Raw genomic sequence first — 25561 nt, 5'->3', positions numbered from 1 at the left:
AATAAACTAACAAAAATCAAGATATACCCACAAAACAAGATAAATTCCACAAGAAATTGCCAAAATAAATATGAAAAAATCAAAAACTCATCTATATTATAATAATAAACACAAATAATCAACATTAAACCACAAAAACACACCAATATCATAGCTATTATCATCAAAATATTAAAAAATCACACAATAAAAACACCAATCTGATAAAATAGGTGCATTAAAATAAGCCCTGTTATTTCTTGAAGTATTTCCTTATTTTTGACCCTCTCCACAATAAAACCATGATTAAAAGAGAAAAAGTAAAAAGTCTGCTAGAGACAACTGAGTTTAACAGAGAAGTAACCGTTATGGGTTGGGTGCGCACCTTTCGCAACAACCAGTTTATCGCAATAAATGATGGATCCTGTATGGGAAACATCCAAATCGTAGTCGACTTTAACAATACACCTGAAGGTTTACTAAAACGCATCACTACTGGAGCAGCGATTTCTGTAAAAGGAACTGTTGTTGAATCCTTAGGCAAAGGCCAGCGTGTGGACATCAAGGCCCTTTCAATTGAAATATTAGGCGACAGCGATCCCGAAAAATTCCCTTTACAACCCAAAAAACACAGTTTGGAATTTTTAAGAGAAATTGCCCACCTGCGTTTCCGGACCAATACTTTCAACGCCATTTTCAAAGTGCGTCATGCGCTTGCTTTTGCAGTCCATCAGTTTTACAATGAACGGGGTTTTGTCTATATGCATACGCCGATCATTACAGCGTCCGATGCTGAAGGTGCAGGTGAAATGTTTAGAGTCACCACTCTTGATCTTGAAAATCCACCACGTACCGAAGATGGAAAAGTTGACTTTTCTGAAGATTTCTTTGCCCGTTCCACCAACCTGACAGTATCGGGTCAGCTTGAGGGTGAACTGGCTGCAATGGCCTTTGGGCAGATTTACACCTTTGGACCCACATTCAGAGCGGAAAACTCCAACACCACGCGTCACCTTGCAGAATTCTGGATGATTGAGCCCGAGGTCGCATTTGCTGATCTGGAAGACAACATGCAACTCGCAGAAGACATGCTGAAATATGTAATCGATTATGCACTGAACAACTGTAAGGAAGAAATCGATTTTCTGAACGGCAGGTTACAAGAAGAAGAAAAAACAAAACCTCAGAATGAACGGAGTGAAATGTCACTGATAGACAAGCTTAGTTTCTGCCTGAACAACGACTTCGAAAGGTTAACCTATACCGAGGCCATAGCAATTTTGAGATCATCAAAACCTAACCAGAAAAAACAGTTCAAATACCTGATTGACGAATGGGGTGATGATCTGCAATCAGAACATGAACGCTACCTGGTTGAAAAACATTTTAAAAAGCCGGTGATCCTGACTGATTATCCTGCTGACATCAAATCGTTCTATATGAGACAAAATGAGCCGGATGCACAAGGCAGAAAAACGGTGGCCGCTATGGACATCCTTTTTCCTGGTATTGGAGAAATGGTTGGTGGATCGCAAAGAGAAGAACGTATGGATAAACTGGTAAGCAGAATGGAAGAACTGGGAATCCCGCAAGAAGAGCTTTGGTGGTTTTTAGATACCAGACGCTTTGGTTCGGCACCACATTCCGGCTTTGGCGTTGGCTTTGAAAGACTTGTGCTTTTTGTAACAGGAATGACCAACATCAGAGATGTGATCGCGTTCCCCCGTTTCCCTAAAAATGCTGAGTTTTAACGAACATATTACACAATACGAACGGCCCGGTAATTTTTATTACCAGGCCGTTCGTATTGTTAATGCTTAGATTCAGTTATTATCTTCCAAATCGTCATTAAATGAGCTGGCATGTGCATAATCTACCCTGGAAACTTTATAATCTGTTGGTGCAAAACTAGCTGACGTACTGAGTGCCATACCCAGCTCAAATCTCAGCGGATATGGTGTTTGGAGCAAACTACCCTCCGGTATGTATGGAAAACTCTCCATATAAGACTGCATCACATTTGGCGCAATTCTCCTGTTGATATAAACTCTTGTCAGCTGATATGGATGGTGCAGACCAGCCGCACCAAGCAGTTCGACCGCACTCGCTACAGTAAGTCTGTGAAAGTTAAATACCCTTACCGTTTTATCTTCAACCACAAGTCCTTTCATTAAGCTGGGATCTTGTGTCGCCACACCTGTCGGGCAAGTATTGCTGTTGCACTCCAGTGCTTGTATACAGCCAAGAGCAAACATCATTCCTCTTGCTGAATTGCACAGATCTGCACCTAACGCTATGTTCTTGACCAGGTCGAAGCCTGAAGCTATCTTTCCCGAAGCAATGATCTTGATGTGTTTCTTCAGATTGAACCCGGTCAGTACATCGTACACAAAAGCTATCCCTTCCCTTAAAGGCATACCGACTGCATTGGAAAACTCCTGTGGGGATGCTCCGGTTCCGCCTTCACCCCCATCTACGGTGATGAAGTCGACATACACGCCTGTTTCTGACATTGCCTTACATATGGCAAAAAACTCGCTTTTCCTGCCAATACATAACTTTATGCCTACGGGTTTGCTTCCGGACAATTCACGCAGTTTCTTCACAAATGCAATCAGCTCAAGAGGTGTTTTAAAAGCGGAATGGGCAGGTGGGGAAATGACATCAAACCCCTCTTTAACCAACCTGATCCTGGCGATCTCAGGCGTAACTTTTTTAGCCGGCAATATGCCGCCATGTCCCGGTTTTGCCCCTTGTGACAATTTGATCTCAATCATTTTTACCTGCTCAGATTTACACCTTTCGGCAAATGCTTCGTAATTAAAGGTACCATCATGATGTCTGCAGCCAAAATAACCAGTTCCGATTTGCCAGATCAGGTCTCCACCGGGCAGTGAATGATAATCACTGATACCTCCTTCTCCTGTATTGTGGGCAAAGCCGCCCATTTTGGCACCGCCATTTAAAGCCAGAATAGCATTCTGACTCAAAGAACCAAAACTCATCGCAGAAATGTTATAAATACTAGCGGCATAAGGCTGGGCACAATCCGGACCCCCCACCAGCACCCGCGGATTTTCATCCAGTTCGTGATGGCTAACGGCCGCTATGCTGTGACTCAGCCATTCATATCCATTTTCATAAACATCCAGCTGGGTGCCAAAAGGAATAGTATCGTTCTCCATTTTGGCACGCTGATAGATCAGGGAGCGGTTCAATCTGCTGAAGGGTTTACCATTGGTATCACTTTCCACAAAGTACTGATAAACCTTGGGCCGGAGATCTTCCATAAAATACCTGAGCCTGCCCACAACCGGATAATTTCTAACGATACTATGCTTCGGTTGATAAAGATCATAAATGCCCAAAATTACCAGAGGAAAAGTAAAAATGGCCATCCACCATAATGGCGGATAAGTAAGGCCCAACATTATAGTAAGTGCCACTAAAAAGGCTGCAATAGCGATAAATGCTTTTCTCATATTGCTTTAATTTATTAAAAAGACCAATAGAACAATAAATATCTGATTTCGGATCAGGATTTTGTAAATTTACATATGCTCATAAAAATCTATCCTGAAAATCCCAACCCAAAAGCAATTGAACAAGTTGCAGAGGTATTGAAGAAAGGCGGTATCATCATCTATCCAACCGACACGGTATACGGTATGGGCTGCGACATTACCAATCAAAAGGCAATAGAAAAGATCTGCCGTCTAAGAGGCATTAAACCTGAAAAAGCGAATTTTTCATTCATCTGCTCGGATCTGAGACACATTTCAGACTACATCAAACCAATAGATACCACCGTATTCAGGTTACTGAAAAAAGCACTCCCGGGTCCGTTTACATTTATATTCAACGCCAATAACAATGTCCCCAAGTTACTGAGTTCCAACAAAAAAACAGTAGGAATCAGGGTGCCGGATAATGACATCGCCCGGGAAATTGTAAAGCAGCTGGGCAATCCCATCCTCTCCACCTCCATTCACGACGATGATGATTTAGTCGAATATTCTACTGATCCCGAACTGATTCATGAAAAGTATGAAGAACATGTGGATATTGTAATAGATGGCGGCTATGGAGACAACGAACCTTCAACCGTAGTAGATTGTACCTCCGGAGACTTTGAGATCATTCGTGAAGGAAAAGGCGACCTCAACAGCTATTTATAATCTCTTATATTCATTTACATGACCAAACTACTTAATCTGCAGGCATTCAGAGATTTTTTCCGCTCCGGTCAAATTGGCGGCATACTGCTTATGGTCTGCGTAATCATATCTTTATCTATTGCAAATTCAGGATATAAAGAAGAGTTTTCGAACCTTCTTTCCACTGATCTTGGTTTTACTTTTGGAACAAAAGCCTACTCATTTACTGTGGCGGCATGGATAAATGATGCACTGATGGCTATTTTCTTTTTGCTCGTCGGACTGGAAATCAAAAGGGAACTGGTTGAAGGCGAGCTTTCCTCGATAAAAAAAGCTTCATTACCTGTTGTAGCTGCCTTAGGTGGAATGTTGGTTCCGGCATTCATCTATTTTATTTTCAACAGTGGCAGCCCGACAGCCTCCGGCTGGGGTATCCCCATGGCTACAGACATCGCTTTCGCACTGGCCATAATCGCTATGCTGGGCAAAAGTGTGCCGGCCTCCTTAAAGATATTTCTTGCGGCACTGGCAATAGTCGATGATCTGGGTGCCATATTGGTTATTGCCATTTTTTATACTGACCAGGTCCATTTTGATTATTTAATATGGGCTGGCGGAGTATTGCTGGTGCTTTTAATATTTAACTACTTCAAGGTGAAGCCACTTTATTTCTATCTGGTTCCTGGCATGGTATTGTGGTATTTTATTCATCATTCAGGCATCCATGCTACTATTGCCGGAGTACTGCTCGCACTTACGGTACCGACCAACACCACAAATACAGAATCTCCGCTGGAAAAACTGGAACATTTGCTGAATGGGCCAGTCAACTACTTTATCATGCCAATATTCGCTTTGGCAAACACCAATATCACTTTTCAAAAAGAAATGCTGGGAGGCTTGGTATCGCCTTTAGGATTAGGCATCGTCACGGGTCTCTTTGCTGGCAAAACAATTGGAGTGACCTTATTTTCATGGCTGGCTGTCAGGTTTAAGCTGGGCAGCTTGCCTTCGGGCTCGGGCTGGAAACACATTATTGGACTGGGAATGCTTGCCGGCATTGGATTCACCATGTCAATATTTATATCTCTGCTTTCATTCAGCAATGAGATGGACATAACCGAAGCAAAATTTGCTGTCCTTTGCGCCTCGGTTATATCCGGACTTATTGGGTTTATGTTTCTGAAATCGATTAAGAAAACTAAGGCCTGAACTCCTTTATAAATCTTTTTACACTGCCCTGAACATCGCTTTTATCCAGCGCCTTCACAAATGCACTGCCTATAATTGCACCATTAGCATATTGACAAGCTTTATTAAAAGTCTCTTTACTGCTGATTCCAAAGCCGATCATAGTAGGGTTCTTTAACTTAAGATTCGCTATCCTTGAAAAATAAGCCTCTGTAGTATCGCCAACCTGAAGATTTTGACCGGTAGTCGCAGAAGAAGAAAGCAGGTAAATAAAGCCATTGCTCAAACTGTCAATCTTATGGATTCTTTCCGTAGAGGTTTGGGGTGTTACTAAAAAAATATTGCTTAGCCCATGATCTGCAAATACAGCTTTGTAAAGCTCCTCATATTCTACCATAGGCAGATCAGGTACGATACAACCATCCACCCCTGCATCCACACAGGCTTTGCAGAAATTTTCCACGCCAAATTGCAACATCGGGTTTACATAGCCCATTAACAAAACAGGTATTGTTACTTTGGCACGAAGGTTCTTTAACTGTTCAAACAGCAGCTTCAGATCCATTCCGTTATCTAGTGCCTGCTTACTGCTGGCCTGTATTGTCGGACCATCCGCAACCGGGTCGGAATACGGGAAGCCAATCTCCAGCAAATCCGCCCCCGACTCCTGTAAAGCCTCCGCAATGGCCACGGTATCTCCCAATGAAGGATAACCTGCTGTATAATAAATCGATAATATATCTTTCTTTTTCTGAAATAACTCTTTAATTCTGTTCATTGTTATAAGCCAAAATATTTCATATAGGTATCCATGTCTTTGTCGCCGCGGCCTGAAAGGCACACCACCACATTCTCATTACCCGTAAACTTCATTTTCTCCAGGTACGCAAGGGCATGGGCACTTTCAATCGCCGGGATGATCCCTTCCATTTGCGTCAGCAGCAGCCCTGCCTGCAAAGATTCATCATCAGTGATCGAAACATAACTTCCGCGTCCAGTCTTAAACAGATGCGCATGCTGAGGGCCGATGCCCGGATAGTCAAGCCCTGCGGAGACCGAATGTGGTTCCACTACCTGTCCGTCATGTGTCTGCATTAAAATGCTCCTGCTGCCATGTAGCACCCCCTCTTGTCCTAAAGCCGTTGTAGCCGCGGAAAAACCGCTATCTACCCCTTTACCAGCTGCCTCGACAGCTACCAGTTTTACTTTTTCATCATCAATAAAATGATAGAACATGCCTATGGCATTACTTCCTCCGCCTACACAGGCCAGTACATAATCAGGCTGATCGCTGCCGGTCTGTTCAATCAGCTGCTTTTTAGTTTCTTCTGATATAACAGACTGAAACCTCGCTACCATATCCGGATAAGGATGCGGCCCCACAACAGAACCAATGATGTAGTGGGTATCTACCGGATTATTGATCCAGTCACGCATGGCCTCGTTGGTCGCGTCCTTTAAAGTCTTACTTCCGGAAGTCGCGGGAACTACCCTGGCTCCGAGCATTTTCATCCTGGCTACGTTAGGCGCCTGACGTTTAATGTCTACCTCTCCCATATACACCACACACTCCAGTCCGCGTAAAGCACAGACCGTAGCTGTAGCTACACCATGCTGGCCGGCACCAGTTTCGGCAATAATCCTTTTCTTGCCCAGCTTCTCTGCCAGCAGGATCTGTCCTATCGTATTGTTGATCTTGTGTGCCCCGGTATGATTCAGGTCTTCTCTTTTCAAAAAGATATTGGCATTGTATTTTTGCGACAGGCGTTTGGCCAGATACAAAGGCGAGGGCCTTCCGACATAATCCTTCAGCAGCTGATGAAATTCCTTTTGGAAATCTTCATCTGCCATGATCTTCAGGTAATTCTGTCTCAGCTCTTCTACATTAGGATACAACATTTCCGGAATATATGCACCTCCGAAATCACCATAGTAGCCCTTTTCATTTACAAAATAACTCATAGTAGTTTATTCTTAAAATCGTTCAGTTTATCAATTTGCTTCAAACCCGGCTCCAGCTCAAACCTGCTGTTCACATCTATGGCATAAAGCCGTTTATCTTTTAGGTTGCCGATGTCTTCGGCATGTTCCGGTCCTATTCCTCCGCTCAGAAAATAAGGCTTACCCAGTTCGTACCGGGCCAGCAGACTCCAATTGAACACCTTACCTGAGCCGCCATGACCGGGTGTTTGGGTATCAAACAAAAAATAGTCAACCACAGCCTCATAAGCCCTCAGCTGAGCGAAATCAAAGCGTTCATCCACTCCGAAGGCTTTAATGATTTCTGTTCCCTGGGGAAGAACCTCTTTTAACTCCAGGCAATATTCCGGAGTCTCGGCACCGTGAAGCTGTATTGCACTGAAACCAAATTCTGTCACGAATTTCGCTGCAACAGACAAACTTTCATCCACAAACACCCCGGTCTTTTTTATATTCAGAGGCAAATCTTCCAGCAGTTCAGCAGAAAGTCCGCCTGCATACCTTTTTGACTGCTTATAAAATATAAAACCCATATAGTCCGGTTGCAAAGCAGCCACCTCTAAAATATTTGAAGGCACCTTCATTCCGCATATTTTCAGTCTGAGCTTCATGACCTTCCTGTCAGCGCTTTAAAGCTGCTTAATGCTTTTTTACCAATTAGCGATTCCTCCGCTGCGTAAAAACAATCTGCAAAGGATTTAGTGCTGTCAATGGTCTGCAGAGCCAGCGCAGCGTTACAAAGCACTACATTTTGCTGCGCCTCAGTACCTGCACCATTCAACACATCCATAAAGATCTTTGCAGATGATTCTACAGTGTCACCACCCTTTATCGCACCCTCTTCAATTTGGGTAAACCCCAGATCAGCTGTAGTTACCAATGCCTCACCACTCTTGCTGAATGTTTTAAAATCGCAGGTAAGCGACACTTCATCAAAACCATCCACCGCATGTAATATCATATAGTTCTTGTCGGTGTCCTGATACAAATAGGCATATAAACGGGCAAGTTCCAGGCTGAATACCCCAACAATCTGGTTTTTTGGCTGCGCCGGATTCACCATTGGCCCAAGCATATTAAAAAATGTCTTCACACCCAACTCCTTACGGATCGGTGCTACCGTTTTCATTGCCGGATTAAACAGCGGTGCATGTATAAAACAAATACCGGCTGTATCCAGACTGCGCTTTAAAGTATCCTGATCATTGGTAAATGTATAGCCCAGATATTCCATTACGTTAGAAGACCCGCAGCCTGAGGATACACCATAGTTGCCATGTTTCGCTACTTTATTTCCTGTTCCGGCAACTACAAATGAAGCAAGTGTCGAAATGTTAAAAGTATCCTTACCGTCGCCCCCCGTGCCGCAAAGGTCTACCAGTTCATAATCAGAAAAATCAAGTTTCACACAAAGGTCAAGCATCGCATCACGAAAACCCTGCAATTCTGCTACGGTAATATTTCGCATGCCATAGGCAGTAATAAAAGCTGCGATCTGTGAGCTGTTGAATTCACCCAATGCGATCGAAGTCAGTATCTTTTGTGCTTCGTTCCTGCTAAAAGTCTTGTTTTCAAATAAATGGTTTAATATCTTTTTCATATCCGTTTCTTCCTCACCGGAAGTTTTTAATTGTTTTTTTACGCTATGCTAAATGGTTTGCAGCAGCTTCAAATTGTCCGAAACAAAAAAAGGGCTGCCTTATAGCAACCCTCAAAATCTTTTTATATAAAATAAAACGTTCAAATACAGGGTTACACTACGCTATTGCGCTGTGCCACCACCAAATGTTATGTCCGTTTTTTTGTATCATTTCTGCAGCAAATATGGAATTGTTTTTGCGAAACAACAAATGTTTCTTGAAAAAATTATTTGATGAGGGCATTTTTCTCTTTTGTGAAATGAGAAAACACCAGTTTATCGGCCAACGCAGGTAACAACTTATTGATCCAAACCGTAAGTTTGCCCTGTCCGGTCATCACCAGCGTCCGTTTTCTCGCAGCAATTCCATCCACTATTGTGATTGCCACCTCTTCCGGGGTCATCATTTTACCTTCTTCCATACTCGTTTCCCCATGTACCGCACCGTCCTTCGCCAGTGCCGCTACGCGGATATTTGAGGTCGTAAAACCCGGGCATGCCACCATCACGTGTACCCCCGATTTCAACAGTTCAGTGCGCAGCGACTCCATAAAACCGTTCATGGCAAATTTGGAAGCAGAATAACCCGTGCGTCCGGGCAAACCTCTATAACCCGCAATAGAAGATACACCAATCACACTGCCTCTGGTTTTCAAAATTTCAGGCAAAGCATATTTTGTGCAATAGACCGTTCCCCAGAAATTCACATCCATCAGGTGCTTCAGCACAGAGAGATCTACTTCATTAAACAGTGCCCGCATAGACAGGCCCGCATTGTTCACCAAAATGTCTATTTTCCCATAAGTGACTATCGACTGTTTTACCAGCAATTCACAATCTTCCTCCTTACTTACGTCTGTCTGCACAGCAACTGCTCTGATGCCGTATCTTTTTTCCAGGTCAGCACTGATTTCACAAAGCGTAACATATTGCCTGGCAGCAAGCACCAGATCTGTACCCCGTTTGGCAAATTCTTCAGCACAAGCTTTGCCGATACCTGATGATGCCCCGGTGATGATGACTACTTTATTCTTAAAATCCATTCAGCTATTTAATTAATGAGTTTTCATAAGGCACCCTGGTCACTATTGATCTGCCCAGTGTGATCTCATCGGCATACTCCAGCTCGCCTCCAAAAGCAATACCCCTGGCAATGGTCGTGATTGGGATCTGAAAGTCCTTTAGTCTTTTATACAGATAAAAAAGAGTCGTATCGCCTTCCATGGTCGCACTAAGTGCCAGGATCACTTCTTTTACAGGGGTAGTAGCCACACGCTGCACCAGGGAATCGATAAACAGATCAGAAGGACCAATGCCGTCCATCGGAGAGATCAGTCCGCCCAGTACATGATATACTCCAAAATATTGAGACGTGTTTTCTACAGCCATCACATCCCGGGTATCTTCCACTACGCAAATCACTTCTTTGTCGCGTTTAACTGCTGTACAGATCTCACAAATTTGATGATCAGAAATGTTATGACAGACAGTGCAGTGTTTGATTTCATTTCTAAGCCGGATGATCGAATTGCCGAAATGTGACACCTCTTCCTGATCTTTGTTCAGCAAATGCAAAACCAACCGCAGCGCAGTCTTCTGACCTACACCGGGCAGTTTCGAGAATTCATTAACAGCGTCTTCAAGCAGTTTAGAAGAAAAGTTCATTTTACAAACTTAGATAAATTTGAGCAATTATGTGCGGAAACTCATGATGGTTTCTTACATTTAGAACCTTAACAAACCCAGCTTATGAGTCCGGCGATACTACTGTCTTTTTTAATTGGTTACTTCCTTATTCTGATCATTATTGCATTTGCAACTTCAAAAAAGTCATCAGATAACTCTACCTTTTTTGTGGCCAATAGAAACTCCAAATGGTATCTGGTGGCTTTCGGAATGATCGGCACCGCACTATCCGGAGTGACCTTCATTTCCGTACCCGGAGAAGTTGGCGCGCCTGCCGGCAACCAATTTCAATACTTCCAGTTCATATTGGGAAACGCTGTAGGATTTATCATTATTGCAACGGTGTTGCTGCCGCTCTATTACCGGATGAACCTCACCTCTATTTACAGCTACATAGAGCAGCGGCTTGGACATTACAGTTATAAAACTGCAGCATCCATATTTCTGATCAGCCGCACTATCGGTTCCGCGTTCAGACTGTACCTGGTGGTTATCGTCCTTCAACGCTTTATTTTTGACAGCTATGGAGTTCCCTTCTGGGCTACAGTTCTGATCTCACTTCTGCTGATCTGGTCCTACACCTTTAAAGGAGGTTTAAAGACCATCATCATCACTGATACCTTGCAGACATTTTTCCTGGTGCTTTCTGTCTTCCTGACCCTTTATTTCATTTGCAGCAGTCTGAACCTGGACATTCCGCAAACTTTTGAAACCATTAAAAACAGTGGCTATTCCAGGATCTTTTTCTTTGATGACTTCCTGACCAACGGCTTTCATTTCAGCAAAGCATTTATCGGGGGTATATTTGTGACCATCGCGATGACCGGCCTTGACCAGGACCTGATGCAAAAGAACCTGAGTATGAAAACTATCGGTGAAGCCCAGAAGAACATGTTCACCTTCACCGGGATCTTTGTCGTGCTCAATATTTTCTTTCTTAGTGTGGGTGCGTTGCTGTATATATTTGCCACCAAAAACGGAATAGAGATCCCATTGGACCATATCACCGGAAAACCAAGGACAGATTTCCTTTTTCCGGAAATTGCCCTGAACCACCTGAGTGTTGTACCAGCCATTATTTTTATGCTGGGGCTCACGGCAGCCACTTTTGCAACGACAGATTCTGCGCTGACCGCGCTCACCACCTCCTTTTGTGTTGACTTTCTTCAAATGGATAAAGGGGATCAGCAAAACTCCAGAGAATCTGTCAGCAAACGCCATACTGTGCATGTTGCCTTTTCTCTGCTGATGTTCGTCACCATTATCCTGTTCAATGCGTTTAATGACGAATCTGTGGTGAAGGGCATCTTTAAAGTAGCCTCTTACACCTACGGTCCGTTGTTAGGTTTGTACAGTTTCGGATTGTTTGTAAGAAACAGAGGCCTGCATGACAAATTCGTCCCTGTCATCTGCATCCTGTCCCCGGCCCTGTGCTACATATTGAATGACAATTCTGCAACATTGCTGGGCGGCTATACATTTAGTGTTGAACTCATTTTAATAAATGGACTGATTACCTTTATCGGATTACTGCTGATCAGCAAAAGAACGGACCAGCAAACCAAATTTTAATTCTGAAATACCTATCGCATGACAAGTGAAGAGAAAATAAGAAGTGCATTTGAAAACAAAAACTGGCAGGAAATAAAGGTAACCGATTCCTGGCAGATCTTTAAGATCATGGCCGAATTCGTTGACGGCTTTGAGAAACTCGCAAGAATAGGTCCCTGTGTATCCATATTTGGATCAGCGAGAACAGCGGAAACCAATAAGTATTATGAGATAGCGGTGGAATGCGGCAGGCTCCTGACCGACAGAGGCTATGGTGTGATCACCGGCGGTGGTCCGGGCATTATGGAAGCCGGTAACAAAGGTGCGCACACCAACGGCGGTAAATCAGTCGGATTAAACATAGAACTGCCTTTTGAGCAGTTTCACAATAAATATATTGATCACAATAAACTGCTCGAGTTCGATTATTTTTTCATCAGAAAAGTAATGTTCATGAAATACTCACAGGGCTTCATCGTACTGCCGGGTGGCATGGGTACCATGGACGAAATGTTTGAAGCAATCACGCTCATCCAGACCGGAAAGATCGCCAGGTTCCCGATCGTCCTTGTCGGCAAAGAATACTGGGGCGGCCTGGTAGAATGGATTAAAACGACGATGCTGGAAAAAGAACATAACATTCACGCAGAAGATTTAAATCTGTTCAGACTGGTAGATACAGCAGAAGAAGCGACCGAACACATCTTCAGGTTCTACGAGAAATATGTATTAAAGCCAAACTTCTAGTTATCTTAAAAACTGGTAATTCCACTAAAAAAACAACCAATAAAAAAAAGCCTTCTGTCGGGAAGGCTTTTTTTAATGAGCGAAAGACGAGATTCGAACTCGCGACCCCGACCTTGGCAAGGTCGTGCTCTACCAACTGAGCTACTTTCGCATTGGTATTTATCCTGTAAATAGGTCAGGCATTTTTATTGTGCTTGCAAATATACAAGTTCCAAACCATTTTGAAAATGATTTGAAACTTTTTAGCCAATTTAATCATCCAAAAACCCTTTTTCAATATCTGTCTATAAACCCACTCTTTCGATTTTCAAACAGAAATAACTGTGAGACAACCAATTTCAATCAAACAATTGCTTTAGTGATCAGTATAATATTTTTTAAAAAATCTGCTTTTTATTTAAACCCAAATATTAGCGGAAATATAAAAGTCACGATAATGGTCCACACAAAGTAGACCGGCAGGTAAAAGGCAATGGCTTTCCCAACCGCGCTTAAGTCCTTCTTTTTTGAAAGCACCCTGAATAGCTGCAGGGTGATCAGCAGCAGGTTTATCAGAATCAAGACATTTCCACCCAGAACTGCGGCCCTGTTTGGTGTAAATCCCCATTCTGAAATCCGGAACAAAATGGCAGAAAGTGCGACACCATTAACTATTATGGTTACAATAGATAGCAGAAAGAGCACCCATACCGCCACGTCATTTTTAGTTGTTTTAGATGTTTCGGCAACGGAAAAGAAAATAATGGCCATGACGCCGATTAACAGCGCATTGAACATCAGTAAAAATTCCCTGTCGTTATAAGGATCCTTACCCGAATAAACTATTGCTGTAAGATAAACTACAAGCATCACCAGTACCAGGGGACTGAATAGTTTCGCAATAACGGGGGAAACCCTGCCTACCAGTTGTGGATTGGTCTGTATAAGGTAAGTGCCCACAACCGGTACGGCCGCAAGTCCGCATATCCCAATGTTTTTGAAGTAAAACTCTTCAATGTTAAAACCGATCAGCGAGAAAAGCCCGACGGTGATACCGCTCATGATCCCACCCGCTATCACGATAAGAGCAGCCATAACGACCAGGTCACCATTATACTTCAAAAAGCCAAGCCGCTTCCCCTCAAGGTCTTTTTGCCCGCCTGCAAAGGCAAAACCCAGTATCGACCATAGAAATAAGAGCAAATGAATACAGGATAAAGTAAGGGTATCACTTTTTTTAACGTCGGGAAAGGAATTGATAAAAATCAATCCTGCCAGAGTTAAACCAGCAATAAAAGCGATTTTACCCGCAGATAATTTGTTCTTCCAGGTAAAATAGCCTGTCAGCAGCGGGAAAACGATAAACCCGGAGTTCCTCGTATAAAAGAATTCCTCACCCAGGGGAAAAAACGCCGGCAACTTTGCAATAAGGCCAGCCAGCAGCGAGGCAATCATCACTAATAATAAGTCCTTGCCGGTACCCCAGTAGATTTCATCACCTTCGTAATTTAGTCTTTCATTCCAAAAATCAGCAAGACTATTGTTTTTCAGGTCCGGATATAGTGCGCGGAAAATCCGTTTAAAACTTGCCTTATCAGATCTGTACATCTTTTCAAGTTCCCCCGGATCGTTTAGATGGCTGAGCATTTCATCTTGTGTCATAACAGTTGGTTTATGTGATAAATATTTTTGTATGTTTTTTACTAAGCCCCTGAGATATAAAAAAATATCAACAAAAAGCACTTTGCAATTCAAAGTTAAATACAAATACTTTGAATTGCAAAGTATTTGTATAAAAAGTTTTTACTTTATCCGTCACCTGATGATCTCAAGCTATCGAGAGCTAAATGCGACCAGCATCCTGTACTAATCCTGTCTGCAGCATTTGCATGCTTGCAGTGTCTTATAAACCAGATGACCAAGAACAGTTAGATGAAAAGAATATTTATACTCGGTTTTATTTTACTCCACAGCGGTTTAGCCTTTTGCCAGCAACTTTCCAGAGCCGATTATCTGGAAGATCTAAAGTACCTGAAAGATACGCTGCCGAAAAAGCACATTAATCTCTTTGCCAAGATCAGCAAAGCAGATTTCGAGAAAAACATCGCTGCAATTGAATCACGTTTAACCTTCCCTGATGAGGAGACATTTACTACAGAGCTTTTTAAACTTACTGTTGCCATAGGCGATGAACACACCCATGTCGAACGGGATTTCACCAAAGTGATACCCATCAGGTTTAATAAGTTTACCGAGGGAATATATGTCACAGCAACTGATACTGCCAACGCAGATGTCCTGCTATACCGGCTGACCGGAGTAAACGGACATTCCATCACCGAGGTCACCAGCCGGTTCAAGGAGATCATTCAAAGCGAAAACGCTTCTTTTTTTAACGTCAGGTTTCTTCATTTCATCAACAATCCGGTTATTTTGAAAGGATTACACATCACCGGGAGCACAGATGAGACCACATTTGATTTGACCGCACCCAATGGCAAAACAATTAGACGGATCATCAGATCTGTTGCCGGCAAGGAGGCCATGAACCTGCCGCTGATAGAAGTAAAAAACAGACCGCTTTCGCCCGGAAAAAATGAGAATTACTGGTATAACTATGATCCGAAAAGTGGCACTCTTTATTTTAACTACAACAAATGCCAGGGACAAAATTCACATCCGTTTTCCGCATTTAACGATGAACTTTTTGCCACTATCGCTAAAAATAGGCCTCAGCGTCTTGTAATTGATCTGCGTAACAACGGCGGTGGTAACTCTGGCATTTTAAGGCCTTTTATTGATCGCATCCAGCAAAGCTACCTGAACAGTAAAGGAAAGCTCTTTGTATTGATTGGCAGGCAAACCTTCTCCTCGGCATTGCTGAATGCAGTCGCACTTAAACAGGGCACCTATGCTACCTTGTTAGGCGAACCAACAAGCGGTAGTGTGAATCACTATGGAGAAGTAAGGGGATTTAAGCTTCCTCATACTAAATTTGTCATTGCGTATTCGACCCGTTACTGGGAAACCTGGAAAGGACATGACGGGCCGCTCGTGCCGGATGTTTCCATTACTTATTCGGTAAAAAACTTTTCAAAGGGAGTTGATGAGGCAATGGTCGCTACTCATTATACACGGTAGTGTTGAATGGCTTATTGATACCTGTCACCATTTTTTTTAAAAGACATTCTGTACAAATATTGTAGTGAAAATTAAATCACAGAAATATTTGCACAACCAAATGGTTGTCTTTATATTTGACAACCATTTGGTTGTATAATGATAGAAAGAAGAGATGTATTTCAAGCCATTGCTGATCCGACAAGGAGAATCATCATTAGTAGATTGTCGCAGGGACCGCTAAATATTACGCAGATTGGCGAAGACCTTGATATGAGCAAGCAGGCTATTGCCAAGCATATTAAGATATTGAGAGAATGCGGAATGATTGTCATGAATCAAAAAGGGCGGGAACAGGTTTGCGAAGCTCAACTTGCCCAACTTGATGAAGTGACTGATTGGGTGATGCAATCCCGTAAATTATGGAACCAGCGATTTGAAAAGCTTGACCGGTTTCTTGCCTCCACAAAAAAATAATATAGATATGAAGTCAGACAAAAATGAATTATTAATTAGCCACCTGTTTGATGCACCCCGGGATGTGGTGTTTAAAGCATGGACAGATCCTGATCAATTAAGGCACTGGTATGCGCCAGATGGTTGTAGTATTGAATTTAAAGCGATAGATATTAAAACAGATGGACATTTTCATTACTGCATACAGGATCCGATACACGGACCATGTTGGATCATTGGAACTTACTTAGAAATCCTGCAAGATGAAAAGCTAGTATTTACCATGGTTATGTCAAATGAAGCTGGAGATGTGGTGAGCTCAGTTGCTAATGGCAAGGTTGAAGACTGGCCAGAACGTCAGGTTGCAACAGTCACTTTTGAGTCAATAGGCCAGCGTACCAAAATGACCATTCATCAGACTGTATCTGAAGAAAAGGCAAAAGAAACAGGTGCTTACCAAAGCTGGGTGAAGATGTTCAACAAATTAAATCAGCTAGTGCAAAAAACATATTAATGAAGAGGTTTGTAATTTCAGGCTTCTTAGCAGCATCAATATTATCATTGCATGCGCAATCACCCCTAGAAAGCGGCTTTGCTCCGGTTAATGGAATCAAAATGTTTTATCAGGTTTATGGAAAAGGTAAACCCTTGGTGCTTATACACGGCGGTGGCTCCACAATCGAAAGTAGTTTTGGCAGGGTGATTCCAATGCTATCAAAGCACCGTAAAGTGATTGCCGTTGAACTCCAGGCTCACGGGAGAACCAGCGATAGAAATAGCGATCTTTCCTTTGAGCAAGATGCGGATGACGTGGTTGGTTTATTGCATCACCTAAAGATTGACAGAGCCGATTTTTTCGGTTTTAGCAATGGTGGAACAACAACTTTACACACCAGTCAAATTTCGTTATTCCATTGATTGAAACTTTTCTTAATAAACCGTTAGAGAAACGATAACCTAATGCCAAAGAAATAAGACAAAGACTAAATGAAAACAGGATAAAAATAAAAACGCCATTTCTGATATCAGAAATGGCGTTTTTGATAGAAGTCCTATCTTGTACTCAGAGCGGGAATCGAACCCGCACGACTTTTAAGGTCACAGGATTTTAAGTCCTGCGTGTCTACCAGTTCCACCATCTGAGCATAATCTCTACTAAAATTCAGTATGATTAATTTTATAAATGCTTCCTGGTATGAATGCATTTAGAGCGAAAGACGAGATTCGAACTCGCGACCCCGACCTTGGCAAGGTCGTGCTCTACCAACTGAGCTACTTTCGCATTGTTTTTAGTACCCTCCGGGCACCACCTTTTACGGGCGGAGGCTGCAAAACAACCTTGTTTCCGTTTGGGATTGCAAATATAAATACTTTTAGTATAACGTCAAGTTATTTTTGATAAAAATGAAGCCCTTACGCTAAGTCATTGGACTTCAAGACATCTGCTATCAGATCATTTTCAAAACCCCTGCCAATCAGGTAAGTGGTCAGTTTATACTTTCTCTTATAAGCATCTTTTTCATGAATTGATCCTATTTTTTTTTCAGCCAGAACCAGAATGGTCTTCAAATATTCATCGGCATCTATGGTCTTAAGCGCGTTCGCAATCATCTTATCAGGAACCCTTTTCATTTTAAGTCCCTGCTTTATTTTAACTTTTCCCCATTTTTTTATCTTAAATTTTCCGGACACATAAGCCATTGCAAACCGCTCTTCATTTAAAAAATTAGTCTGGATCAATTCAGAAATAAGCTCTTCCACGTCGTCCTTCCACAACCCCCACTCGTAGAGTTTATCCCTTACCTCCTGCTGCGAACGCTCCTGGTAGGCACAATAATGTTCAGCTTTTGCTAAAGCAGCATTTCGGCTGAGTTTAATGATCTGTTTTTTTTGTTCTTCCACGATTTGCAATAATACTAAAATGCAGTGCTTTATCTTAATATTATTTTTTGAACAACAAACACAAAACCTGTCCAGGAGATTATCCTTTTTTTAAAAAAAAACAGAAATCTCTACAGGGATCTCAAAATATCCGGAGTTTTACCGATTATTATTCAACAACTTCTTATTTTTCAAACATCTGGCAAGGAATTCAACTTAGATATGTTAAATTATTCTTAAAAAGATGTAAATTTGCTCAAAATAGAACCAACAGACCCCCACCCTTATGGCTGAAAAAAAGGCATTAAAAGTTGGACTGGATTCGGCAGCGCCGTTTCCTATGCATTCTGATTACAATTCAGAGAAATTTGAGGGTTTCGAAGTCGATTTATTAAAAGCCATTACTGACCATTTGGATCTGGAAATCCAATACGAAGTGTCCTTATGGCAAACTATCCTTGAAAAGTTATTTAAAGGTGAGCTAGACCTGATCTGTTCTGCGGTTACCGTAACACCCTCCCGCCGCCATATTCTTGAGTTCACCAATCCTTATCTCCATTTCAGACTTTGTGCAGTGGTAAACCAGGAAGACAACCTGAGGAATATCAATGACCTTAAGAATAAAACCATAGGCATACGGGAGGCTACCGAGGCGGAAAAGTATGTACATATCAACTTTCCCGGCAACAATATGGTTCACGCTGAAACCAATAAAGAACTTTACAGAAAACTTCAGGCGGGCAAAATAGACTTACTGATTGACGATTCGCCAATAGCCGGTGGTTTTCTGCAGAAAAATAAAAAACTGAAAGTGGGCATGTTTCTTCCTGAAACAGATTCTCAATATGCCATAGCCATGCGCAAAGGAGATGTGCAATTGAAAGACCAGTTCAATGAAGTGCTGACCTTGCTCCGGGAAAACGGAGTATACCAGACCATTTATAAAAAATGGTTTACTGATATCCAATTTTAAACCACATCACATTCTTATTGTTATCTTATCAGATGGCCAGGGACAATCTAAGGTTTTGTTTTACAGAAACCATATAAATATGATGTCTTTACCATATCGTAATAAGATAATAATTATATCAACGACCCTGTTATCACCCTGTTAAGACCCTGTTAGCACCCTGTTGTTATATAGTATTTATGAAACAGAACCCTAACGAATTATATCCCATTGGTTATCCTGATTTAGTTGACTATTTTTGGAGCATGAGCCATGCCATTTACAGCATCGGGCAGATTGCCGAAATACTAAACCCTACTTCATTTTCCGCCTGGAATGATGCAAAGATAAGTAAGCTGGTGATCGACAGCCGGAGCATAATAGATCCTGAAGAATCCCTGTTCTTTGCCCTGAATTCTAAACGAGACGGGCATGAATACCTTAAAGATGCCTACGATAATGGCATCAGGAATTTCGTGATCAGCGATGAAAAATATTTGAAGCAATTTCCCGACGCAAACGTCCTCCTGGTAAAGGATGTACTTATTGCCTTGCAGACGCTCGCAGCCTCCAATCGCAAACAGCACGATCTGCAGGTCATCGCCATAACCGGCAGTAATGGAAAAACGATTGTGAAAGAATGGCTCTACCAGCTGCTGGCTGCCGATTTTGACATCGTCCGGAGTCCAAAGAGTTTCAATTCGCAGATCGGTGTACCGCTTTCTGTATGGCAGATAGAAAATGAACACAATATGGGCATATTTGAAGCAGGGATATCAAAGACCGGTGAAATGGAAAGCCTGGAGACTATCATCAGACCTGGCATAGGAATCCTGACAAATATCGGAGAAGCACATGCTGAGGGTTTTTCATCACATAAAGAAAAACTGCTCGAAAAATTAAAGCTATTTAAAGATACCGGCCTCTTCATATACTCGCCGGAATATACAGAGGGCCTGAACCCGAATGAACTGCCCGGAAAGACTAAATTTTCGTGGAGCCTGAAACAGAAAGCGGATCTCCGCATTTTATTCACGGAACCCATTGAAGGCAGAAATTATGTACGGGCAAAGTTCAAAGGAGAGGAAATAGAATGCCTGATCCCTTTTCGGGACAAAGCTTCCCTGGAGAACGGCATCATTTGCTGGGCTGCGCTACTGGCGCTTGGCTATACGCCTCATGAGGCTGACCTTCGCCTGGAAAAACTGACACATGTAGGTATGCGGCTGGAACTGAAGACCGGCATCAACCAATGTTCGGTGATCGACGATTCTTATAGCGCCGATACCTCCTCACTGGCGATAGCGCTTGATTTTTTAAACCTGCAGAACCAGCACCCTAAAAAGACCCTTATCCTTTCGGACCTTGTTGAGACTGGCAAAAATGATCAGGACCTGTATACCGAGATTGCGGCCCTGCTCAAACAAAAAAACCTGAACAGGCTGATCGGTATAGGCCCTCACATTTCTCAGTCAGCAGCAAGTTTTGAGATGGAAAGCTCTTTTTATGAAAGCACACAAGATTTTATCGACAATTTTCCTGCTATACATTTCAACAATGAAACGATACTTGTCAAAGGTGCCAGGAAGTTTGAATTTGAGCGCATCAGTAAGCTTATTTCTCAAAAAATTCACGATACTGTCCTCGAGATTGACCTCAATGCTTTGTCAGGAAACCTTCAATTCTACCGAAATAAACTAAAGCCCGGCGTAAAGGTGATGGCGATGGTAAAGGCATTCTCTTATGGAAGCGGAAGTTTTGAGATTGCGAATTTACTGCAATACCATAAGGTAGATTATTTAGCAGTTGCTTACACAGATGAGGGCGTCGCTCTGCGAAAAGCAGGCATTTCAATGCCGATAATGGTCATGAGCCCGGAGTCGTCAGGCTTTGAGGCGATCATCAGGCACCAGCTCGAACCTGAGCTCTATAGCCTGGATATATTAAAAAGCTTCACGGGATTTTTAAATGAACACACTGCTGACTATCCGGTACATCTTAAGATTGATACCGGAATGCATCGCCTCGGATTTGAAGAACCTGACCTGAGTGATCTTTTGAAAATACTGCAGGAATCAAATAAAGTAAAGATCATTTCGGTTTTCTCTCACCTTGTAGCTAGTGAAGATCCCGAGCATGATGATTTTACAAATCATCAGCTGCAGCGTTTTACGGCTATAGCTGATCAGATCCAAAGTGGCCTGAACTATACTTTTATCAGGCACATTTCCAATACTTCCGGCATTTCGCGTCATCCGGCAGCCCAGCTGGATATGGTACGGATCGGAATAGGTCTTTATGGCTTCGACTGCGGAATCGCCAACAATAAGGGCTTGCAGACAGTTGCTGTGCTGAAAACCACAGTGACTCAGCTCAAGCACATCAAGCCAAATGAAACGGTAGGCTATGGCCGAAAAGGTGTATTGCCAGAAGGCGGAACAATAGCCACTGTAAAAATTGGTTACGCAGACGGATACAACCGCAAGTTTGGTAACGGTGTTGGAAAAATGCTGGTAAATGGCACCCTGGTTCCAACGATAGGTGTGATCTCTATGGATATGTGTATGCTTGATGTAACGGGTTTGAATGTAAAGACAGGTGATGAAGTCATTGTCTTTAACGGTGAACTGACAATTGCACAACTGGCCAAACAAATAGATACTATCCCGTATGAGATCCTCACAAACGTATCCCAGCGTGTAAAAAGAGTCTATTTTTACGAGTAAATTTTATCTAAGTTTGCAGCATGAACAGAATTGGCAGGGCATTTTTAAGATATCTCATCAAAGGCTTATTGATTGTGCTTCCCATTGCGCTAAGTATCTTTATTGTCGTTGGTGCCGTAACTACAGTAGACAGCTGGCTGAATATCAACAACATCCTGGGTGTTGATCCCAATACGGGTGCCAGCAGGAATATCCCCGGGCTGGGCCTTGTGCTGGTCATCTCAATCATTTTGGTTGCCGGAATCTTTGTGACGAACTTCGTTACAGAACCGATGTACAATTGGTTTCAAAGAGTTCTGGATCGCCTGCCCATATTAAAATTCATCTATTCATCTATTAAAGATCTTACAGAGGCATTCGTCGGAGATGAAAAGAAATTTAACCATCCAGTACTTGTAGAGGTTGAAGGTGGCCTGAAAAAGATTGGCTTTCTGACTCAGCCTGATCTGAAAAAAATAAATCTGCCGGATGAAGTGGCAGTGTATTTTCCGCTGTCCTATTCTTTCGCAGGTCAGCTCTGTATTGTAAAACGTGAAAAAGTAACCGACCTCAAGATGAGTGCTGCTGATGCGATGAAACTTGTGGTAAGCGGTGGTGTAAGCGGGCTTTAGTTTTTCTTAATTCCAAATCAGCAAGAATCGGGTGTTAAATCATGCCTGAGGGGTCTAAATTTGCAGCTGAAATGTTAAAGTTATGGAAACACAAAACGAGATTGATTACGGCAGGATACAAAAAGCGATTGAATATTTGAAGCTCAATTACAAACTTCAGCCTTCTTTAGAAGACATAGCGGAACATGTGAACCTGAGCCCTTTTCATTTTCAGCGTATGTTTAAGGATTGGGCCGGGGTAACGCCAAAGCAATTTTTACAATACCTGAGTATAGAGCATGCAAAAAGCATTCTGAATGCGCAGCAATCTACACTGTTTGATGTAGCTTATGAAACCGGGCTTTCCGGCACCAGCAGACTGCATGATCTTTTTGTTAAGGTGGAAGGTATGACGCCGGGTGAATATAAAAACGGCGGACAGGAGCTGCAGATCAATTACAGTTTTGCAGAGAGTCCGTTTGGAACAATAATAGTGGCCTCCACCGCAAAAGGCATTTGCCATATTGCTTTTGCTGATGAGGGTGATGATGTTGCTTTTGAAGAATTGAAAAGACGTTTCCCAAATGCAGCATACAAAAGGTTTTTGGACAGGATACAGCAAAACGCGGTTTTTATATTTACGCAGGACTGGAGTAAACTGGCCGAGATCAAACTCCACCTGAAAGGGACAGCTTTTCAACTCAAAGTATGGGAAGCTTTGCTGAAGATACCTATAGGCGGATTGACGACCTACGGTAAGCTGGCCGGAATGGTTCAGAGCCCCAAAGCTTCACGCGCTATAGGTTCTGCTGTGGCCAGTAACCCGGTCGCCTTTCTTATTCCCTGTCACAGGGTGATCAAATCCAATGGAGAGATTGGAGAGTACCATTGGAACAGTCAGCGTAAAAATGCTATGATAGGCTGGGAGGCTGCAAAATCTGAGGTATCCGGCTAAAAAAATCCCCTGCGATAACATGAAGACATGATAAAGCAGGGGACAGGTATTAGGGATGTATAATGAGAATTTTCTTATTTAATAACCCGGGTTTTGTATCAGTTTATTGTTTCTGTTGATCTCATCGCGGCTAAATGGCCTGTAGTAGATCTTATCATCCCATTTACGGTTTTCCTGGGCAGTTTCCGTAGTTGGGGTGTAGGTGTAGTCATATATTGCCGGATCATAACGATATGTCTTCGCTAAAGATTTTCCTGGTTTAAATGTTCCCGAGACCTTAATATAAGTGGTTTTTCTTCCCAAAGTTTCCGGTGCAATCATCCAGCGCCGTGCATCGTGATAACGCTGTTCTTCATAAGCCATTTCGATACGGCGTTCATGGCGGTAAATTTCCGTGAGCACTTCTTTCGAGCTGCCCGTAATGGCAGGCATGCCTGCCCTGAAGCGTATCCTGTTGAGCCATAATACAGCCTCTGAAAATTGCCCGAGTTCTATACTGGCTTCTATGTAGTTCAGGACAGCTTCGGTATATCTGAAAAATGGCCAGGGCACAAATTGAGGTTGTGTAGCATCAACAATATTTGGATCCGGATCTATAAACTTGTGGGTATAATAACCTGTCCAGCTGCCGTTCCAGTTTTCTATAGAACTGCCGCGTGTATCCAATCCTTTAAAACGAATCTTAGCTCCTTTCTCGTCAATCAGATCGTACTCGCCTGTCTGGATCTGGTTGAGAGAATCTACATCACCTGATACCTTATCACGGGGCTTCCAGCCTGCTCCGTCATACAAAATAGTCGCATAAAAGCGGGGGTCACGGTTTTGATAGGGATTGGCTTTGTGTATAGGATTTGTCCAGCTGAATTTTGTTCCGTTGGCCATCTCATAATCGTCTACAAGTAATCCTATTGGTGTATTCCCTGCCCAGTTGTGATAACCGTTGGGCCCGTTGGCTCTTCCGTAGCGCATATCGCTCCTGTCTATAAAGTACCTGGCAAAGATCAGTTCTGAGGCAGCGGCAGCATCTATTCCTGGTGCTTTGCTCCCACCGCCCATCGCAATGCTTTTATAATTCATTTTACCGACACTGTCCGGAACTTTTTCGGTAAGATTCAGCTTATAGCCGGTCCCCGCATCCATTACAGCTTTTGCTGCCTCCCAGGCTGCCTGCCAACGGGGGGTTTGGCTTCCGTTCGTATATACCAGGAATGGCAGGTGCTCGACCGGATAGTTCTCCATGGTCTTCAACTTAGCTTTTGCCTTTGCCATATCGTGTAAATCACTTGCGGCATAAAGCAATACCCGTGATTTTAACGCCAGACCTGCCAATGAGGTAGCCTGACCTTTTAGCATTGCTTTACCGGTAAGCAGTTTAATCGACTCTTCGCAATCCTTAAGAATAAAATTGACGCACTCTTCGTAGGTGCCTCTTTGTACGGTATAATCTTCATCAAGCACATAGCTTTTTGTGATCAGTGGCACACCGCCGTAAAAGCGAAGCAGCTGCTGATAAAAGTACGCCCTGAGGAAATATGCCTGCCCCAATAGCATATCCTTGGTGTTCGGATCAGTAATCGCATTATCCGCGGCGGTCAAATGCTCGACCGTAAGGTTACAGGACCGGATCCGGTTGTACATTTGGTTATAGCCCGAACTCGCATTAATCCAACCCAATGTGGTAGGATTTATACTGCTGGAGTTGACCAGATCTATACCCCTTGTAGGGTGGGTAAAAAGTGATTCGTCTGATACAGAGGATAGCATTTCCTCAGAAAATCCACCTAAGCTCAAGCCATTGTAAATCTCGGTAACAAATGCCGAAACCAATGCCGGATCCTTCCAAACATCTTCTGCAGGTATACTGGTTGGCGGTTCAACGTTCAGGAAATCCTTTTTACAGCCCGAACCCAGCATGGCCAGAAATACGAGTGTAAATATGTATGTAGTTTTATTTATCAGTTTCATATAAAAT

General features: G+C 42.8%; 23 protein-coding genes and 3 tRNA genes. 13 read left to right on the top strand and 13 right to left on the bottom strand.

The window, feature by feature from the left end; genetic code table 11:
* The first annotated feature begins 281 nt into the window (after positions 1–281).
* Positions 282–1730: an asparagine--tRNA ligase gene (gene asnS, locus QEP08_RS09025; RefSeq protein ID WP_285057395.1), complete on the top strand. Its 1449-nt coding sequence runs from the start codon at positions 282–284 to the stop codon at positions 1728–1730.
* Positions 1731–1802: 72 nt separating this feature from the next.
* On the opposite strand, the gene QEP08_RS09020 is transcribed toward asnS, so the two are convergent.
* Positions 1803–3461 (bottom strand): FMN-binding glutamate synthase family protein, encoded by a 1659-nt coding sequence (locus tag QEP08_RS09020; RefSeq protein WP_285057394.1) that lies wholly within the window; start codon positions 3459–3461, stop codon positions 1803–1805.
* Between the two features lie 75 nt (positions 3462–3536).
* On the opposite strand from QEP08_RS09020, the gene QEP08_RS09015 reads away from it, so the two are divergent.
* Both QEP08_RS09015 and nhaA read left to right on the top strand, forming a co-directional pair.
* Positions 3537–4157 carry an L-threonylcarbamoyladenylate synthase gene (locus QEP08_RS09015; RefSeq protein WP_285057393.1) on the top strand — a complete coding sequence of 207 codons (621 nt, stop codon included), beginning with the start codon at positions 3537–3539 and terminating at the stop codon, positions 4155–4157.
* Between the two features lie 18 nt (positions 4158–4175).
* Entirely contained in the window at positions 4176–5348 is a 1173-nt protein-coding gene (gene nhaA / locus QEP08_RS09010) for a Na+/H+ antiporter NhaA (RefSeq protein ID WP_285057392.1), read from the top strand.
* Here nhaA and trpA read toward each other — a convergent pair.
* The 6 genes from trpA to recR form a co-directional block, all read right to left on the bottom strand.
* Positions 5338–6105: a tryptophan synthase subunit alpha gene (gene trpA, locus QEP08_RS09005; protein WP_285057391.1), complete on the bottom strand. Its 768-nt coding sequence runs from the start codon at positions 6103–6105 to the stop codon at positions 5338–5340. The genes nhaA and trpA overlap by 11 nt on opposite strands.
* Before the next feature lie 2 nt (positions 6106–6107).
* On the bottom strand, positions 6108–7289 hold the full coding sequence (gene trpB, locus QEP08_RS09000) for a tryptophan synthase subunit beta (protein WP_285057390.1): 1182 nt from the start codon (positions 7287–7289) through the stop codon (positions 6108–6110).
* On the bottom strand, positions 7286–7918 hold the full coding sequence (locus QEP08_RS08995; RefSeq protein WP_285057389.1) for a phosphoribosylanthranilate isomerase: 633 nt from the start codon (positions 7916–7918) through the stop codon (positions 7286–7288). The genes trpB and QEP08_RS08995 overlap by 4 nt, the downstream gene beginning before the upstream one ends.
* Positions 7915–8907 carry an anthranilate phosphoribosyltransferase gene (gene trpD / locus QEP08_RS08990; protein WP_285057388.1) on the bottom strand — a complete coding sequence of 331 codons (993 nt, stop codon included), beginning with the start codon at positions 8905–8907 and terminating at the stop codon, positions 7915–7917. Before trpD ends, QEP08_RS08995 begins: the two co-directional genes overlap by 4 nt.
* A gap of 266 nt (positions 8908–9173) precedes the next feature.
* The gene (locus QEP08_RS08985; RefSeq protein WP_285057387.1) at positions 9174–9989 is read right to left on the bottom strand and encodes an SDR family oxidoreductase; all 816 of its coding nucleotides are present in this window, start codon (positions 9987–9989) and stop codon (positions 9174–9176) included.
* Between the two features lie 4 nt (positions 9990–9993).
* Positions 9994–10611, bottom strand: coding sequence for a recombination mediator RecR (gene recR / locus QEP08_RS08980; protein WP_285057386.1), 618 nt, complete (start codon positions 10609–10611; stop codon positions 9994–9996).
* Positions 10612–10695: 84 nt separating this feature from the next.
* Here recR and QEP08_RS08975 point away from each other — a divergent pair, with 84 nt between their 5' ends.
* Entirely contained in the window at positions 10696–12204 is a 1509-nt protein-coding gene (locus QEP08_RS08975) for a sodium:solute symporter (protein WP_285057385.1), read from the top strand.
* An 18-nt stretch (positions 12205–12222) separates the two neighbouring features.
* Positions 12223–12930 (top strand): LOG family protein, encoded by a 708-nt coding sequence (locus tag QEP08_RS08970; RefSeq protein WP_285057384.1) that lies wholly within the window; start codon positions 12223–12225, stop codon positions 12928–12930.
* Positions 12931–13008: 78 nt separating this feature from the next.
* On the opposite strand, the gene QEP08_RS08965 is transcribed toward QEP08_RS08970, so the two are convergent.
* Together QEP08_RS08965 and QEP08_RS08960 are read right to left on the bottom strand one after the other, a co-directional pair.
* Positions 13009–13081 (bottom strand) — tRNA-Gly (locus QEP08_RS08965).
* 242 nt (positions 13082–13323) lie between these two features.
* Positions 13324–14571: a hypothetical protein gene (locus tag QEP08_RS08960; protein WP_285057383.1), complete on the bottom strand. Its 1248-nt coding sequence runs from the start codon at positions 14569–14571 to the stop codon at positions 13324–13326.
* 270 nt (positions 14572–14841) lie between these two features.
* Between QEP08_RS08960 and QEP08_RS08955 the strand changes: the two genes are divergently transcribed.
* The 4 genes from QEP08_RS08955 (at position 14842) to QEP08_RS08940 (ending at position 17403) form a co-directional block, all read left to right on the top strand.
* A complete protein-coding gene (locus QEP08_RS08955) occupies positions 14842–16050 on the top strand; it encodes a S41 family peptidase (protein WP_285057382.1) in 1209 nt (402 codons plus the stop codon).
* A 138-nt stretch (positions 16051–16188) separates the two neighbouring features.
* The gene (locus QEP08_RS08950) at positions 16189–16506 is read left to right on the top strand and encodes an ArsR/SmtB family transcription factor (RefSeq protein WP_285057381.1); all 318 of its coding nucleotides are present in this window, start codon (positions 16189–16191) and stop codon (positions 16504–16506) included.
* Positions 16507–16513: 7 nt separating this feature from the next.
* Positions 16514–16999: an SRPBCC family protein gene (locus QEP08_RS08945; RefSeq protein WP_285057380.1), complete on the top strand. Its 486-nt coding sequence runs from the start codon at positions 16514–16516 to the stop codon at positions 16997–16999.
* Entirely contained in the window at positions 16999–17403 is a 405-nt protein-coding gene (locus QEP08_RS08940) for an alpha/beta fold hydrolase (protein WP_285057379.1), read from the top strand. Before QEP08_RS08945 ends, QEP08_RS08940 begins: the two co-directional genes overlap by 1 nt.
* A gap of 142 nt (positions 17404–17545) precedes the next feature.
* Here QEP08_RS08940 and QEP08_RS08935 read toward each other — a convergent pair.
* The 3 genes from QEP08_RS08935 to QEP08_RS08925 all read right to left on the bottom strand — a co-directional run bounded on the left by QEP08_RS08935 (position 17546) and on the right by QEP08_RS08925 (position 18387).
* Positions 17546–17630 (bottom strand) — tRNA-Leu (locus QEP08_RS08935).
* A 64-nt stretch (positions 17631–17694) separates the two neighbouring features.
* Positions 17695–17767: transfer RNA gene (locus QEP08_RS08930), tRNA-Gly, on the bottom strand.
* A 131-nt stretch (positions 17768–17898) separates the two neighbouring features.
* Positions 17899–18387, bottom strand: a complete 489-nt coding sequence (locus QEP08_RS08925) for a regulatory protein RecX (RefSeq protein ID WP_349019029.1) — start codon at positions 18385–18387, stop codon at positions 17899–17901.
* Between the two features lie 265 nt (positions 18388–18652).
* Between QEP08_RS08925 and QEP08_RS08920 the strand changes: the two genes are divergently transcribed.
* The 4 genes from QEP08_RS08920 (at position 18653) to QEP08_RS08905 (ending at position 23589) form a co-directional block, all read left to right on the top strand.
* The gene (locus tag QEP08_RS08920; RefSeq protein ID WP_285057378.1) at positions 18653–19339 is read left to right on the top strand and encodes a substrate-binding periplasmic protein; all 687 of its coding nucleotides are present in this window, start codon (positions 18653–18655) and stop codon (positions 19337–19339) included.
* 179 nt (positions 19340–19518) lie between these two features.
* Positions 19519–22044, top strand: coding sequence for a bifunctional UDP-N-acetylmuramoyl-tripeptide:D-alanyl-D-alanine ligase/alanine racemase (locus tag QEP08_RS08915; protein ID WP_349019028.1), 2526 nt, complete (start codon positions 19519–19521; stop codon positions 22042–22044).
* Positions 22045–22064: 20 nt separating this feature from the next.
* On the top strand, positions 22065–22655 hold the full coding sequence (locus QEP08_RS08910; protein WP_285057377.1) for a DUF502 domain-containing protein: 591 nt from the start codon (positions 22065–22067) through the stop codon (positions 22653–22655).
* A gap of 82 nt (positions 22656–22737) precedes the next feature.
* Positions 22738–23589, top strand: a complete 852-nt coding sequence (locus QEP08_RS08905) for a bifunctional helix-turn-helix domain-containing protein/methylated-DNA--[protein]-cysteine S-methyltransferase (protein ID WP_285057376.1) — start codon at positions 22738–22740, stop codon at positions 23587–23589.
* A gap of 78 nt (positions 23590–23667) precedes the next feature.
* On the opposite strand, the gene QEP08_RS08900 is transcribed toward QEP08_RS08905, so the two are convergent.
* The gene (locus tag QEP08_RS08900) at positions 23668–25554 is read right to left on the bottom strand and encodes a RagB/SusD family nutrient uptake outer membrane protein (protein ID WP_285057375.1); all 1887 of its coding nucleotides are present in this window, start codon (positions 25552–25554) and stop codon (positions 23668–23670) included.
* Positions 25555–25561: the final 7 nt, after the last annotated feature.

Origin of the sequence: Pedobacter ginsengisoli (assembly GCF_030244015.1) — a bacterium.
GTDB classification, from domain to species: domain Bacteria; phylum Bacteroidota; class Bacteroidia; order Sphingobacteriales; family Sphingobacteriaceae; genus Pedobacter; species Pedobacter ginsengisoli.
Note: the sequence above shows the minus strand (reverse complement) of the source record. Positions and strands in the feature narration are given on the sequence as shown.